Annotated in this window: 14 protein-coding genes; 13 read left to right on the top strand and 1 reads right to left on the bottom strand. The window is 69.9% G+C overall.

Features of this window, described 5'->3' with window-relative positions:
* The first annotated feature begins 7 nt into the window (after positions 1-7).
* From C8E83_RS07005 to C8E83_RS06950, 12 genes are all read left to right on the top strand, one after another.
* The gene (locus tag C8E83_RS07005) at positions 8-1084 is read left to right on the top strand and encodes a cell division protein FtsQ/DivIB (protein WP_121369061.1); all 1077 of its coding nucleotides are present in this window, start codon (positions 8-10) and stop codon (positions 1082-1084) included.
* Between the two features lie 196 nt (positions 1085-1280).
* A complete protein-coding gene (gene ftsZ / locus C8E83_RS07000; protein WP_121369060.1) occupies positions 1281-2432 on the top strand; it encodes a cell division protein FtsZ in 1152 nt (383 codons plus the stop codon).
* Positions 2433-2438: 6 nt separating this feature from the next.
* Positions 2439-3140 (top strand): YggS family pyridoxal phosphate-dependent enzyme, encoded by a 702-nt coding sequence (locus tag C8E83_RS06995; RefSeq protein WP_211331673.1) that lies wholly within the window; start codon positions 2439-2441, stop codon positions 3138-3140.
* Positions 3141-3189: 49 nt separating this feature from the next.
* Complete coding sequence (locus tag C8E83_RS06990; protein WP_121369059.1) at positions 3190-3795, top strand: cell division protein SepF; 606 nt, start codon at positions 3190-3192, stop codon at positions 3793-3795.
* Between the two features lie 54 nt (positions 3796-3849).
* Positions 3850-4152, top strand: coding sequence for a YggT family protein (locus C8E83_RS06985; RefSeq protein WP_121369058.1), 303 nt, complete (start codon positions 3850-3852; stop codon positions 4150-4152).
* A 200-nt stretch (positions 4153-4352) separates the two neighbouring features.
* Entirely contained in the window at positions 4353-5204 is an 852-nt protein-coding gene (locus tag C8E83_RS06980; RefSeq protein WP_121369057.1) for a DivIVA domain-containing protein, read from the top strand.
* Complete coding sequence (lspA, locus tag C8E83_RS06975) at positions 5191-5850, top strand: signal peptidase II (protein WP_245981459.1); 660 nt, start codon at positions 5191-5193, stop codon at positions 5848-5850. The genes C8E83_RS06980 and lspA overlap by 14 nt, the downstream gene beginning before the upstream one ends.
* Positions 5847-6770 carry an RluA family pseudouridine synthase gene (locus C8E83_RS06970; protein ID WP_121369056.1) on the top strand — a complete coding sequence of 308 codons (924 nt, stop codon included), beginning with the start codon at positions 5847-5849 and terminating at the stop codon, positions 6768-6770. The genes lspA and C8E83_RS06970 overlap by 4 nt, the downstream gene beginning before the upstream one ends.
* An 84-nt stretch (positions 6771-6854) precedes the next feature.
* Complete coding sequence (dnaE, locus tag C8E83_RS06965) at positions 6855-10364, top strand: DNA polymerase III subunit alpha (RefSeq protein WP_121369055.1); 3510 nt, start codon at positions 6855-6857, stop codon at positions 10362-10364.
* A gap of 79 nt (positions 10365-10443) precedes the next feature.
* Positions 10444-11754, top strand: coding sequence for a histidinol dehydrogenase (gene hisD, locus C8E83_RS06960; RefSeq protein ID WP_121369054.1), 1311 nt, complete (start codon positions 10444-10446; stop codon positions 11752-11754).
* Positions 11755-11766: 12 nt separating this feature from the next.
* A complete protein-coding gene (gene nrdR / locus C8E83_RS06955; protein ID WP_121369053.1) occupies positions 11767-12252 on the top strand; it encodes a transcriptional regulator NrdR in 486 nt (161 codons plus the stop codon).
* Positions 12249-13316 carry a quinone-dependent dihydroorotate dehydrogenase gene (locus C8E83_RS06950; RefSeq protein ID WP_121369052.1) on the top strand — a complete coding sequence of 356 codons (1068 nt, stop codon included), beginning with the start codon at positions 12249-12251 and terminating at the stop codon, positions 13314-13316. The genes nrdR and C8E83_RS06950 overlap by 4 nt, the downstream gene beginning before the upstream one ends.
* A gap of 44 nt (positions 13317-13360) precedes the next feature.
* Here the strand turns inward: C8E83_RS06950 and C8E83_RS06945 are convergent, their stop codons facing one another.
* Positions 13361-13942, bottom strand: coding sequence for a DUF3043 domain-containing protein (locus C8E83_RS06945; protein ID WP_245981457.1), 582 nt, complete (start codon positions 13940-13942; stop codon positions 13361-13363).
* 43 nt (positions 13943-13985) lie between these two features.
* Here C8E83_RS06945 and C8E83_RS06940 point away from each other — a divergent pair, with 43 nt between their 5' ends.
* A complete protein-coding gene (locus C8E83_RS06940; protein WP_121369050.1) occupies positions 13986-15401 on the top strand; it encodes a dipeptidase in 1416 nt (471 codons plus the stop codon).
* Positions 15402-15470 lie beyond the last annotated feature (69 nt).

The raw sequence follows: 15470 nt of genomic DNA, 5'->3' as shown, positions 1-15470 counted from the left end.
CGGGCGCGTGAAGCGACCAGAGGGGTTCGACAGGGTCCCGCCGCCGCGTCCCCGGGCCGAGGAGCCCGTGGTCGACGAGACGGCTGAGGCGCCCGTCGACGAGTCGACGAGCGAGAAGTCGCCGACGACCCGCGGCGTCCGCCCGTCCCTGGGGGCCGCGAAGGCCGCCGTGGCGCGTGCGGCGTCGGGGACGGCCACGAAGGAGCGGGGCGGCGCGGAGAAGACCCCGGTCGACGAGGCCGTCGCCGATCCTGCGCGCATCGATCCCGTCGACACCGGAGCCTCGGAGGCCCGCACGCGTGCGAGCGCGGCCCGTCGCCTGGCCCGCCGCGCCGCCAGCGCCCGCCGAGCCGTCGAGCGGAGCGAGGTGCGACGGTTCACCCGGCGCAGTCGCCACCGGAGGGCCGGCTGGATCGCCGCCGGCGTCGTCGTGGTGGTGCTGGTCGGCTCCGTGACGATCAGCGTCTTCTCGCCGCTGCTGTCGCTGCAGACGATCAAGGTCGAGGGCACGAGCCGCGTCTCGAAGGCCGCCGTGCTCGACTCGCTTCACGATCAGATCGGCAAGCCCCTCGCGATGGTCGACTTCACGCAGGTGAAGAGCGACCTCTCGGACTTCCCGCTGATCGAGTCGTACGTCACCGAGACCGAACCGCCGCACACCCTCGTCATCAAGATCACCGAGCGGCAGCCGATCGCCTCGGTGAAGATCTCGTCGGGCTACGAGCTGGTCGACCCGGCCGGCATCGTGATCCAGACGTCGCCGAAGCAGCCCGCCGGCTACCCGGTCGTCGACATCAAGGGCGCGACGATCTCGGGCAGCGTCTACCGCGCCGCCGCCGAGGTGCTGCTCTCGCTTCCCGCCACGCTGCGCGCGTCGGTCACGAAGGTCACCGCGTCGACGGCGGACGACGTGACCCTCAACCTCAAGACGGGCGAGCAGGTCGTGTGGGGGAGCGCCGACTCGTCCACGCAGAAGGCTGCGCTGCTCACGGGCCTGATCAAGAGCCACAAGGCCACGAACCCGAGTCAGCCGGTCGAGTACGACGTGTCGGCGCCCGACAACGGCATCATCCGCACCAAGTAGTCGACGGGAACGATGCGAATCCCCGCACGGTTTCGCGACACGCGGGCAAGTCGGTCCGGGGCGGGTCACGCTGGCACATACCTTGTGACTGCACGACATGCATACTCGGCATAACACTAAGTCTCAACTTGAACTTTAGGGTTTTGCGCCGCGGTGTGTTCTCAGATTTTCAAGCAATCTCACGCGGAGGCCGGACGTGACCACGAACCACAATTACCTTGCTGTGATCAAGGTCGTCGGCGTCGGCGGCGGCGGCGTCAACGCCGTCAACCGCATGATCGAGCTCGGACTCCGCGGAGTCGAGTTCATCGCGATCAACACCGACGCCCAGGCGCTGCTGCTCAGCGACGCCGACGTCAAGCTCGACGTCGGCCGCGAGCTCACCCGCGGCCTCGGCGCCGGCGCCGACCCCGAGGTCGGCCGTCGCGCGGCGGAGGACCACGCCGAGGAGATCGAGGAGGCTCTGGCCGGGGCCGACATGGTCTTCGTCACGGCGGGCGAGGGCGGCGGCACCGGCACCGGCGGCGCTCCCGTGGTGGCCAGGATCGCGAAGTCGATCGGCGCCCTCACCATCGGCGTCGTGACCAAGCCGTTCGGCTTCGAGGGTCGACGCCGTCAGGCGCAGGCCGAGGCCGGCGTCGCGTCGCTGAAGGAAGAGGTCGACACCCTCATCGTGGTGCCGAACGACCGCCTCCTCGAGATCTCCGAGCGCGGCATCTCGATGGTCGAGGCCTTCCAGACCGCCGACCAGGTGCTCCTCGCCGGTGTCCAGGGCATCACCGACCTCATCACGACCCCGGGCCTCATCAACCTCGACTTCGCCGACGTCAAGAGCGTGATGCAGGGGGCCGGATCCGCTCTCATGGGCATCGGCTCCTCCCGCGGCGCCGACCGCGCCATCAAGGCCGCCGAGCTGGCCGTCGCGTCGCCCCTCCTCGAGGCGTCCATCGACGGCGCCCACGGCGTGCTCCTCTCGATCCAGGGCGGCTCGAACCTCGGCATCTTCGAGATCAACGACGCGGCCCGCCTCGTTCAGGAGGCCGTGCATCCCGAGGCCAACATCATCTTCGGCGCGGTCATCGACGACACCCTCGGCGACGAGGTGCGCGTCACCGTCATCGCCGCGGGCTTCGACGGCGGTGAGCCGTCGACCAAGTCGGAGGGGCGCCGCCAGAGCTTCGTCGAGAGCGAAGGCCCGGCCACCACGACGGTCGGCGGCGTGAGCGCGATCGCCGACTCCGGCGCCGTGCCGTCCTACCAGCGCCCCGACGAGAACCAGGCGCCGAGCCCCGACCCGGTGTTCGACGACGGCGACGACGACCTCGACGTCCCCGACTTCCTGAAGTGACCCTTCGTGGCCGCTGATCCCGTGGCCCCCGGCGACACCCTCGCGGGCCGGGTCGACGACGTCTTCGGGCGCATCGCCGACGCGGCCCGTGCGGCGTCCCGCGATCCTGCGACCCTCACGACCATCGTCGTGACGAAGTTCCACCCGGCGCAGCTCGTGCGCGACCTGCACGCACTCGGCCTGCGCGACCTGGGCGAGAACCGTCACCAGGAGGCACAGGCGAAGGCCGCCGAGACGAGCGACCTCGAGGGGCTGCGCTGGCACTTCATCGGCCAGCTGCAGTCCAAGAAGGCGCGTCAGGTGCGCTCCTACGCCACGAGCGTCCACTCGCTCGACCGCGACTCGGTCGTCGACGCCCTCGCGGTCGACGACGGACTCGTGCTCGACGGCTTCGTGCAGGTCAACCTCACCGACGACCCGGGCCGAGGCGGGGTCAGGGCGCAGGAGCTGCAGCACCTCACCGAGCGGATCCTTTCCTCGCCCGGCCTCGCCCTGCGCGGGGTGATGGCGGTGGCTCCGCTCGACGAGGAGCCGCGCCGCGCCTTCGCCCGCCTGCGAGAGCTCGCCGAGACCGTCACCGCGCTCGCCCCCGACGCCACCGCGATCTCGGCGGGGATGTCGCACGACTTCGCCGACGCGATCGCCGAGGGCGCGACACACCTGCGAATCGGGACGGCAATCACCGGAAACCGGCCCGACGCTCGTTAATCTGGGCCGCAGACGATTTGTTCGTACGGGCTGCTAGACGGAGGACACCATGGCGAACCCGCTGAAGAAGAGCTTGATCTACCTAGGCCTCGCCGACGAGGAGCTCGAGTACGACGACCAGCACGAGCGTGCCGAGTCGGAGGCCCCCCAGCCCACCGCTCCGCAGCCGACCGCTCCCCAGCACTCGGCGCCGGCGGCCCCCGTCGCGCAGCCCCAGGCCGCAGCCCCTCACCACGGCTCGCAGCGGCACCAGTCGGCGTCGCCCGTCCAGGCGGTCCCGGCCCCCGCGCCTATCCGCGCTCCTGTGACGCCCCTGCGTCGCCCCTCGACCAAGAATTCGGCTCCGGCCGAGATGGCAGTGTCTTCTGAGATGAACGAAATTCTGACGGTCCACCCCCGCGAGTACAAGGACGCCCAGTCGATCGCGGCGAGCTTCCGCGACGGCATCCCCGTCATCATCAACCTCTCGCAGATGAGCGAGAGCGACGCGCGTCGGCTCGTCGACTTCGCCAGCGGCCTCTCGCAGGGCCTCTACGGCAAGATCGAGCGCGTCACGAACAAGGTGTTCCTCCTGTCGCCGGCGCACATCGCGGTGAGCGGGGATCGTGCTGAGGTAGAGTCCGACATCGAGGCGTCGTTCTTCGCCCAGTCCTAGTTCTTCCCCGCGGGCACACCGCCCGCGCTGAGCCGTGCGAGTTGATGGCCACCCATGATCCACCTGATCGCGACCATCGTGTACATCGCGCTCCTCATCTTCTTCCTGCTGATGTGGGCGCGCTTCATCTACGACCTCACGCAGTCGGTCAGCCGGTCGTACCGTCCGAAGGGCGCGCTGCTCGTTCTCGCGGACGTGACCTACACGGTGACCGATCCGCCCATCCGGGCCCTTCGGCGAGTCCTCCCGCCGATCCGCCTCGGGTCGGTGTCGCTCGACTTCGGCTGGAGCATCGTCATGCTCGTCGTGGTGATCCTCATGAGCATCGCGTCGAACCTCAGCCACTCGTCGTTCTGACACATCATGATCTGAGGCTCGGATCTTGACGTCCTCTCGCGTTCGGCGGATGATCGGCTGATCCACAGGAATCGCTCGCGCCACGACCTTCAGCCTTCAGGTCAGGTCGACTGTTGTCGTTGTAGGCTGTGCGAGCACGGTGTCTCCGCAGGGGGTGCCACCACACAGACCACGATCCACAGATTTCCGAGGTGACGGCAATGGCTTTGACGCCTGAAGACGTAGTCAACAAGCGGTTCCAGCCGACCAAGTTCCGCGAAGGGTACGACCAGGACGAAGTCGACGACTTCCTCGACGAGGTCGTCGTCGAGCTCCGTCGACTCGGCCAGGAGAACGAAGAGCTTCGCCAGCGCCTCAGCGCCGCCGAGTCGCGTGCCGACGAGGCCCAGCGTGCCGCTTCGGAGGCTCCTGCCGCCGCGCCCGCCCCGGCTCCTGAGCCCGTGGCCGCCGCTCCTGAGCCCGTCGCCGAGCCCGAGCCGGTGGCTGCGCCCGAGCCCGTCGCCGAGGTTGCTCCTGCGGCCGCCCCCGCCGGCGCGTACGTCGCCCCGAGCGTGGACGAGACCACGAGCACGAACAACCTCCTGCAGCTCGCCCGTCGACTCCACGAGGAGCACGTGCGCGAGGGCATCGAGAAGCGCGACGCTCTCATCGCCGAGGGCCACGCCACCGCCGCCCGCATCGTCTCCGAGGCCGAGGCCGACCAGCAGGCCAAGACCGAGCAGTTCGAGAACGAGCACCGCGCCCGCGTCGCCCAGCTCGAGACCGAGCAGCAGCAGAAGACCGAGCAGTTCGAGGCCGAGTTCACCGCCCGCCAGCAGAAGATCGAGGGCGAGCAGCGCGCTCAGGTCGAGCGTCTCGACAACGAGCGCATCGGCCTCGAGCACCGCGTCGACGAGCTCCGCACCTTCGAGCGCGACTACCGCGCCAAGCTGAAGGGCTACATCGAGGGCCAGCTGCGCGACCTCGAGGGCGAGACGTCGGGCTCCGCGCCCGAGCCCGTCGCCGCCCAGTCGAGTGCTCCCGCGAGCTTCCAGGGCTTTGGCTCCAACTGAGCCGTCGCCCCGGTCGAGCACACCAGCGAAGAAGGCCAGTGTCCGCGTTCTGCTGACACTGGCCTTCGTCGCGGTCGTGGTCTATCTGCTCGACCAGGGCACGAAGCACCTCGTCGTCTCGACGATGACGATCGGGGAGGACACCCCGATCCTCGGCGGCATCATCCACCTGCACTTCGTCAAGAACCCGGGCGCCGCCTTCTCGCTCGCAACCGGCCAGACCTGGATCTTCTCGATCGCCGCGGTCGCCGTCGTCGTCGCCGTGATCGTCCTGATCCGCAGGATCCAGTCGCTCCGCTGGGCGCTCATGCTCGGCATGCTCCTCGGCGGCACCTGCGGCAACCTCACCGACCGCCTCTTCCGAGAGCCCGGCTTCGGCGTCGGGCACGTGGTCGACTTCATCTACCTGCCGTGGATCCTCCCGGCGATCTTCAACATCGCCGACACCTTCATCGTGTCGAGCATGGGACTTCTCCTGCTGCTGTCGCTGCTCGGCATCGGGCTGGACGGCAAGCGCGCAGGGAAGACCTCGGGCGCGCGGGTGTCGGATCCTGCGCCCGCCGCCGGCCCGGTCGACTCGGCGAGCGTCGACTCGGCGAGCGTCGGCGAGTCGAGCGTCGACGAGTCGACGGAGACCCGGCCGTGAGCGAGACCCGCGCCCTGCCGGTGCCCGACGGCCTCGCCGGAGAGCGGGTCGACGCGGCCCTGGCCAAGCTGCTCGGCTTCAGCCGCACCTTCGCCGCCGAGGTGGCCTCGCAGGGCGGCGTGAGCGTCGACCAGCGCCCGGTCGGGAAGTCCGACCGCCTGGAAGCCGGTGCCTGGCTCGAAGTGACCTGGACCCCCAAGGAAGAGCCCCGCGTGGTCGCGGTCGACGTGCCCGGGCTCGGCATCGTCTTCGACGACGACGACATCGTGGTGGTCGACAAGCCCGCGGGCGTCGCGGCTCACCCGTCGGTCGGCTGGACCGGCCCCACGGTGCTCGGCGGCCTGGCCGCCGCCGGCTTCCGCATCGCCACGAGCGGCGCCGCCGAGCGCGCCGGCATCGTGCACCGGCTCGACGTGGGCACCTCCGGCCTCATGGTCGTCGCGAAGAGCGAGCGCGCCTACACGCTGCTGAAGCGCGCCTTCAAGGAGCGCACGGTCGACAAGATCTACAACGCCGTGGTCCAGGGACACCCGGATCCCCTCGCCGGCACGATCGACGCACCCCTCGGCCGGCACCCGTCGTCGTCCTGGAAGTTCGCCGTCGTGAGCGACGGCAAGCCGAGCGTGACGCACTACGAGACCGTCGAGGCGTTCCCCGCCGCGTCGCTGCTCGAGATCCACCTCGAGACCGGTCGCACGCACCAGATCCGGGTGCACATGGCGGCGCAGCGCCACCCCTGCGTCGGCGACGCGCTCTACGGCGCCGACCCGACGCTGAGCGCCCGCCTCGGCCTCACCCGGCAGTGGCTCCACGCCGTCCGGCTGGGCTTCGACCACCCGGCGACGGGGGAGCGGGTCGAGTTCGTCTCGCCGTATCTGGCAGACCTTCAAGCGGCACTTGAAGTGCTTCGGGGCGCGTAGGCGACTCTCCCGTCGCGACACGCCGAACGGTGTCGGCGGTGCCCCTTAGGCTGGAATCCCTCCAGTCGAAAGGGCGGCGATTCTGTGAGCGACGACTCGTTCGTGCACCTGCACGTCCACAGCGAATACTCGATGCTCGACGGTGCCGCCCGCCTCGGCCCGATGGTCGACGAAGCCGTCAAGCAGGGCATGCCGGCCGTCGCCGTGACCGACCACGGCAACATGTTCGGGGCGTTCGAGTTCTACAAGACCGCGACCGCCGCCGGCATCAAGCCCATCATCGGCACCGAGGCGTACATCACGCCGGGCACCCACCGGTCCGACAAGACCCGCGTCCGCTGGGGCGACGGCAGCCGCGACGACGTCTCCGGCGCCGGCGCGTACACGCACATGACCCTCCTCTCCGAGACCACCGAGGGCATGCACAACCTCTTCCGGCTCTCGTCGAAGGCGTCTCTCGAGGGGTACTACTTCAAGCCGCGCATGGATCGCGAGCTCCTGTCGACCTACTCGAAGGGGCTCATCGCGACCACCGGGTGCCCGTCGGGCGAGGTCCAGACCCGCCTTCGCCTGGGCCAGTACGACGAGGCCCTCAAGGCCGCCAGCGACTACCGCGACATCTTCGGCAAAGAGAACTACTTCGCCGAGATCATGGACCACGGGCTGGGCATCGAGCGCCGGATCATGGGCGACCTCGTCCGGCTCGCCAAAGAGCTCGACCTGCCGCTCGTGGCCACGAACGACCTCCACTACACGCACGAGCACGACTCGACCAGCCACGCCGCGCTCCTGTGCGTGCAGTCGGGCTCGACGCTCTCCGATCCGAACCGCTTCAAGTTCGACGCCGACGAGTTCTACCTGAAGTCGGCGGCCCAGATGCGCCACCTCTTCCGCGACCACCCGGAGGCCTGCGACAACACGCTCCTCATCGCCGAGCGGTGCGAGATCGAGTTCGACACGGCGGCCAACTACATGCCGCGGTTCCCGGTGCCCGAGGGCGAGACCGAGGAGACCTGGTTCAAGAAGGAGGTCGAGAAGGGCCTCGCCTACCGCTACCCCGACGGCATCACGCCCGAGGTGCGCGAGCGCGCCGACTACGAGGTCGGCGTCATCGCGCAGATGGGGTTCCCGGGCTACTTCCTCGTCGTCGCCGACTTCATCAACTGGTCGAAAGACAACGGCATCCGCGTCGGGCCGGGCCGTGGCTCGGGCGCCGGCTCGATGGCTGCGTACGCCATGCGCATCACCGACCTCGACCCGCTGCGGCACGGTCTCATCTTCGAGAGGTTCCTCAACCCCGACCGCGTTTCGATGCCCGACTTCGACGTCGACTTCGACGACCGCCGCCGCACCGAGGTCATCAACTACGTGACCGAGAAGTACGGCTCCGAGCGCGTCGCGCAGATCGTCACCTACGGCACGATCAAGGCGAAGCAGGCGCTGAAGGACTCGTCGCGAGTCCTCGGCTTCCCGTTCGGCATGGGCGAGAAGCTCACGAAGGCCATGCCGCCGGCCATCATGGGCAAGGACATCCCGCTCACCGGCATCTTCGACCGCGAGCACTCCCGCTACAAGGAGGCCGGCGACATCCGCGCCGTCGTCGAGGCCGACCCCGAGGCCAAGACCGTCTTCGACACGGCTCTCGGGCTGGAGGGCCTGAAGCGCCAGTGGGGCGTCCACGCGGCCGGCGTGATCATGTCGAGCGACCCGCTGATCGACATCATCCCGATCATGAAGCGCGAGCAGGACGGCCAGATCGTCACGCAGTTCGACTATCCGGCCAGCGAGGCGCTCGGCCTGATCAAGATGGACTTCCTGGGGCTCCGCAACCTCACGATCATCAACGACGCCCTCGACAACATCCGCTCCAACCGCGGCATCGACCTCGACCTCGAACACCTCGAGCTCGACGACAAGGGCGCCTACGACCTCCTGTCCTCCGGCGACACCCTGGGCGTGTTCCAGCTCGACGGCGGGCCGATGCGCGGGCTCCTGCGCCTCATGAAGCCCGACAACTTCGAGGACATCTCCGCGGTCATCGCGCTCTACCGGCCCGGCCCCATGGGCGCGAACTCGCACACCAACTACGCGCTGCGCAAGAACGGCCAGCAGGAGATCACGGCGATCCACCCCGAGCTGGAAGAGCCGCTGGCCGAGGTGCTCGGCGGCACCTACGGCCTGATCATCTACCAGGAGCAGGTGATGAGCGTCGCGCAGAAGCTCGCCGGCTTCTCGCTGGGTCAGGCCGATATCCTCCGGCGGGCCATGGGCAAGAAGAAGAAGTCCGAGCTCGACAAGCAGTTCGCCGGCTTCCAGCAGGGCATGATCGACAACGGCTACTCCGAGAGCGCCGTGCAGACGATCTGGGACATCCTGCTGCCGTTCTCCGACTACGCGTTCAACAAGGCGCACTCGGCCGCATACGGCGTGGTGTCGTACTGGACCGCCTTCCTCAAGGCGCACTACCCGGCCGAGTACATGGCGGCCCTGCTCACCAGCGTCGGCGACTCGCGCGACAAGCTCGGTCTCTACCTCAACGAGTGCCGCCGCATGGGCATCAAGGTGCTGCCGCCCGACGTCAACGAGTCGATCGGCTTCTTCGCCGCCGTCGGCGAAGACATCCGCTTCGGAATGGGTGCGGTCCGCAACGTCGGCTTCAACGTCGTCGACCAGATCATCGCCGCCCGCGAGAAGGAGGGGGCGTTCACCACCTTCCACGACTTCCTGCGGAAGGTGCCGATCCCCGTCGCCAACAAGCGGACCATCGAGTCGCTGGTGAAGGCCGGTGCGTTCGACTCCATGGGCGACACGCGTCGTGCCCTGGTCGAGATCCACGAGGCGGCGGTCGAGGCCGCGGTGAGCGAGAAGCGCGCCGAGGCGAACGGGCAGGTCGGCTTCGACTTCGACTCGCTCTGGGACGAACCGGCGCAGGTGCAGCAGGTGCCGCCCCGGCCCGAGTGGTCCAAGCGCGACAAGCTCGCCTTCGAGCGCGACATGCTCGGCCTCTATGTCTCCGACCACCCGTTGGCCGGCCTCGAGCTGCCGCTGGCGAAGCACGCGTCGACCACGATCTCGACGATCGCGTCGGCCGACGATTCGATCGACGGCGAGACCGTGACCGTCGCGGGCCTCATCACGAGCGTCCAGCACCGCGTCGCGCGCAACTCGGGCAACCCGTACGGCATCATCACCGTCGAGGATTTCTCGGGCGAGATCGGCGTCATGTTCCTGGGCAAGACCTATCAGGAGTTCGGCCCGTCTCTCGTCGGCGACCAGGTGATCGTGCTCAAGGGCCGGGTCGGCGTCCGCGACGACGGCAAGAACCTCCACGCCGTCAGCATGTTCGCGCCCGACCTCGGCATCGCGTCGAGCAACGGGCCGCTCGTGCTGAGCATGCCCGAGTTCCGGGCCACGACCGACGTGGTCACCGAGCTCGGTGCCGTCCTCGGGCGGCACGCCGGCGACACCGAGGTGAGGCTGCGGCTCCTGAAGGGCGACAACGCGCGCACCTTCGAGATCCCGTACCCGGTCGACATCACCGCCGACCTCTACGGCGAGCTCAAGAGCCTGCTCGGGCCGTCCTGCCTCCTCTGAGCCGACAGCGGCGCCGGGTGACGCACGAGCCCTTCGGCCCGCCGTCACACTCGGGTCGGGCCGGTACCCTGGAGCGGCCATGATGACGATCACCGACCTCCGCGGTCAGACCCTCAGCCCGAGCCAGCTGCTGGCCCTCGTCCCTCGCGCGTCGCTCGACGTCGGCGTCGCGATCGAGGCCGCGACCTCGATCGTCGACGCGGTTCGCGAGCACGGAGTGCAGGCGCTGCTCGACCAGGCGGAGAGGTTCGATCGCGTGCGGCCCGAGGCGATCCGCGTCGAGCGATCCGCGATCCTGCGTGCCGTCGACGAGCTCGACCCGCTCGTGCGCGAGGCCCTGACCGAGTCGATCGCCCGGGTCACCGCCTCGAGCCGCGCCCAGGTGCCCGGCGAGCAGGTCACCCACCCGGCCCCGGGCGCCTCGATCGTGCAGCGCTGGCAGCCCGTGTCGCGTGCCGGCGTGTACGTGCCCGGCGGGAAGGCCGTCTACCCGTCGAGCGTCGTCATGAACGTCGTCCCCGCCCAGGTCGCCGGTGTCGCGCAGATCGCGCTCGCGTCGCCGGCCCAGGCGGAGTTCGGCGGGTCCGTGCACCCCGCGATCCTCGGGGCGGCCGGGCTCCTCGGCATCGACGAGGTCTACGCCATGGGCGGCGCAGGCGCGATCGCCGCGCTGGCGTACGGCGTGGAGTCGATCGGGCTGGCTCCTGTGCAGGTCATCACCGGCCCCGGCAACAACTACGTCGCCGCCGCGAAGCGCCTCGTGCAGGGGCGCGTCGGCATCGACGCCGAGGCGGGGGCCACCGAGATCCTCGTCATCGCCGACGACTCGGCCGACGCGACGCTCGTCGCCGTCGACCTCATCAGCCAAGCGGAGCACGACGAGCAGGCCTCGGCGATCCTGGTTACCGACTCCGCCGACTTCGCGTCCGCCGTCGACGCCGAGGTCGCCCGCCTGAGTCCGCTCACCGCGTCGGCCGATCGTGTGCGCGCCGCGTTGACCGGCCCGCAGTCGACCCTCGTCGTCGTGGACGACCTCGCCGCCGCGGCGAGCTTCAGCAACGCCTACGGCCCCGAGCACCTCGAGATCCAGACCGCCGACGACGACGCCGTGCTCGGGCTGATCGACGATGCCGGCGCGATCTTCGTCGGCGCGCACACGCCGGTCAGCCTGGGGGACTACCTCGCCGGCTCGAACCACATCCTGCCGACCGGCGGCCAGGCGCGGTACTCGTCGGGGCTCGGGGCGTTCACGTTCCTGCGCCCGCAGCAGATCGTGCGCTACGAGGCCGAGCCGCTGGCCGCGGTCGCGGAGCGCCTCGTCGCCCTCTCCGGCGCCGAGATGCTGCCGGCGCACGGCGAGGCCGTCAGCGCGCGGCTGCGCCGTCCGTAGACTGGAGGCGATATGTTCTGCCCCTTCTGCCGCCACCCCGACAGCCGAGTCGTCGACTCCCGAACGAGCGACGACGGCACGTCGATCCGCCGCCGTCGGCAGTGCCCCAACTGCGGCCGGCGCTTCTCGACGACCGAGACCGCGAGCCTCGCGGTGATCAAGCGCAACGGCGTGCTCGAGCCGTTCAGCCGCGAGAAGATCATCTCGGGCGTCCGCAAGGCCTGCCAGGGTCGCCCCGTCACCGACGGCGACCTCGCCGTGCTCGCCCAGAAGGTGGAAGAGGCCGTGCGGGCGTCGGGGGCGTCGCAGATCGATGCGAACGAGGTGGGTCTCGCGATCCTGCCGCCCCTCCGCGACCTCGACGAGGTGGCCTACCTCCGGTTCGCCAGCGTCTACCAGGCGTTCGACTCGCTCGACGACTTCGACGAGGCGATTCGCCAGCTCCGCGTCGAGCACCGCGACCGCCCGGCGCAGACGTCGGGGGCGGTCGCCGAATGAGCGAGAGCGCGAGCGTTCCCGACTCCGGCCTCTACCAGTTCGTCTTCCGCACCTTCTTCGTCCGCATGGACCCCGAGAAGGCGCACCACTTCGCGTTCGCGTTCATCCGCGCCATTCCGAAGCTCCGCCTCGGCACGATCGTGCGGACCTTCACGAAGCCGCACCGGTCGCTGCGCGTGGAGACTCTCGGCCTGACCTTCCCGTCGCCGTTCGGCGTCGCTGCGGGCTTCGACAAAGACGCCCGGGGCATCGCCGGGCTCGGCGTGCTCGGCTTCGGTCACGTCGAGGTGGGCACGATCACGGCCCGGCCTCAGCCCGGCAACGAGAAGCCGCGGCTCTTCCGTCTCGTGAAGGACCACGCCGTCGTCAACCGCATGGGCTTCAACAACGGCGGCGCGGTCAAGGCCGCCGGCGAGGTCGGGCGCGCCCGGCACATCCGCCACCGGCCGGTGATCGGCGTGAACATCGGCAAGAGCCGCGTGGTCGACGTTGACGACGCGGTCGACGACTACCTCGTCTCGACCCGGCTGCTGGCGCCCCTCGCCGACTACCTCGCCGTGAACGTCTCGTCGCCGAACACTCCGGGCCTCCGCGGCCTCCAGGAGATCGACCGTCTGGCGCCGCTGCTGACCGCCGTGCGCGACGCGGCCGGTCGCACCCCCGTCCTGGTCAAGATCGCCCCCGACCTCGAAGACGACGCCGTGACCCGCGTCACCGCCCTCGTCGTCGAACTCGGCCTCGCCGGCGTCATCGCCACGAACACGACGCTGTCTCGAGACGGGCTCGCCTCCTCGGGCCGCGAGGTCGAGGGCGCAGGAGCAGGCGGACTCTCCGGCGCACCCCTCGCCGCTCGCTCGCTCGAAGTCCTGCGCCTCATCCGCGCCACAGCTCCGGCCGACCTGTGCGTGATCTCCGTCGGGGGAGTGTTCACGGCGAGCGACGTGCAGGAGCGCGTCGACGCCGGTGCCACCCTGGTGCAGGGCTACACCGGGTTCCTCTACCTCGGCCCGCTCTGGGCGCGCATGATCAACCGCGGGCTGCGAGAGCTGCGCACGAAGCGCTGAGCCGCGCTAGTCCAACAAGACAGCGCCGCGCTTGCGGGAGGGCGCTACTCCTGCGGGAACTGGCCGCGCTTCACCTGCGGGCGCGGGGTCCGCATGATGCGGAGCGACGCTGCGCGCGTGGCGACGTACATCGTGAGACCGCGCTCGGCGTTCGATGCGCCGAACTTCGCGGCCAGCTTGCGGTTGAGGCGGCGCACGAGCAGCGCGATGTCGATGATCGCCAGGATCAGGTAGCCCCAGATGATGTACGTGCCGTAGGCCGACACGGCCGGCACGGCCGTGAGCACAAGGACGACGACCATCGCGGGGATCAGCAGCTCGCCGACGGAGAAGCGGGCGTCGACGTAGTCGCGGACGAACCGGCGCTGCGGGCCACGGTCGCGGGCCGGCATGTACTTCTCCTCGCCGTTCGCCATGCCGATGCGGGCACGCTCGCGCTCGGCGGCGACGCGGTCGCGCTGCGCCTTCTGCGCCTCTTTGCCCTTGGCGACGAGGGGACGCTGGTTGGCCTTCTCGCGCTCCCTGCGGGTGGGAGTGGCGTGCCCCTTCCCGACCGGTGCGCCGCCCTTGGAGTCGGTGGCGGACGAGCCGGAGTTGTCGGGGGAGATGATGGGTGCCTTGGCCACGGGAGATCCTCGGTAGAAAGTCGGACACCTAAGATTACCTGTCATGACCGAGACCTCACAGTCCGCACGCCCGACCGACCCGGAACTCGCAGGAAGGCTGCGCGAGGCCGTCCAGGGCGGTCTGCCCGCCTCGATCGCCGATCTCTCGGCGCTCGTGCGGATCCCCTCGGTGTCGTGGGACGCCTTCGACCCCGCGGCCGTCGAGGCGAGCGCGGACGCGGTGGCGGCCCTCGTCGAGGGCACGGGCCTCTTCGACGAGGTCCGGACGAGCCGCGCGCCGATCGAGGGCGAGACCCTGGGGCATCCCGCCGTCCTCGCGACGCGCGCGGCGAAGGACGGCCGCCCCACCGTGCTGCTGTACGCGCACCACGACGTCCAGCCGCAGGGCGACGACGAGCTCTGGGAGACCCCGCCGTTCGAGCCGACCGTGCGCGGCGACCGCCTGTACGGCCGAGGCGCGTCCGACGACAAGGCCGGCGTCATGACCCACGTGGCCGCCCTCCGCGCCGTGAAGGAGGTGCTCGGCGACGACCTGAAGGTCGGCATCGTCCTGTTCATCGAGGGGGAGGAGGAGTTCGGCTCCCGCTCGTTCACGAACTTCCTCGCCCAGCACCACGACCAGCTCGCCGCCGACCTCATCATCGTGGCCGACGCCGACAACTGGTCCACCGAGATCCCCGCCCTCACCGTCGGGCTGCGCGGCAATGTCACCTTCCGGCTGACGGTCAAGACCCTCGAGCACGCTTCCCACTCCGGCATGTACGGCGGCGCCGTCCCCGACGGCATGATGGCGATGATCAGGCTGCTCAGCACCCTGCATGACGACGCAGGATCCGTGAATGTCGCCGGGCTCACCTCCCGCGACGCCGAGTACCCCGACTTCCCCGAGTCCCAGCTCCGCGAGGAGGCAGCCCTCCTGCCGGGCGTCGCCCCCATCGGAACGGGCCACATCCTCAGCCGACTCTGGTCGCAGCCGTCGATCACGGTCACCGGCATCGACGCGCCGTCGGTCGCGAACGCGTCGAACACGCTCTCGCCGTCGACCTCCGTGCGCATCAGCGCGCGGGTCGCCCCGGGCCAGACGGCCGACGAGGCGTTCGAGGCCCTCCGCGACCACCTCCTCGCCCACGCGCCCTGGGGTGCCGTCGTCGAGATCAGCGACGTCGACCGCGGCAACCCCTTCCTCGTCGACACGTCCGGCTGGGGCTTCGCCGAGGGCATGGCGGCCCTGGGCGAGGCCTGGGGCGCCGAGCCGGTCGAGACGGGCATCGGCGGGTCGATCCCGTTCATCTCCGACCTCCACGACGCCTTCCCCGAGGCGCAGATCCTGGTGACCGGAGTCGAGGACCCCGACACGCGTGCCCACAGCCCGAACGAGTCCCAGCACCTCGGCGTCTTCCACCGGTCGATCCTCGGCGAGGCTCTCCTGCTGGCGAGGCTCGACGCGCGTCGGCTGTGATGCGCTCGACTGTTCGTGGGCTCCTGCTTACACTGGAAGTATCGTGCGCCTCTGCGCACCCCTCAGCTC

This window comes from Frondihabitans australicus, assembly GCF_003634555.1.
Classification (GTDB): domain Bacteria; phylum Actinomycetota; class Actinomycetes; order Actinomycetales; family Microbacteriaceae; genus Frondihabitans; species Frondihabitans australicus.
This window is presented reverse-complemented; position numbering and strand designations above follow the sequence as displayed.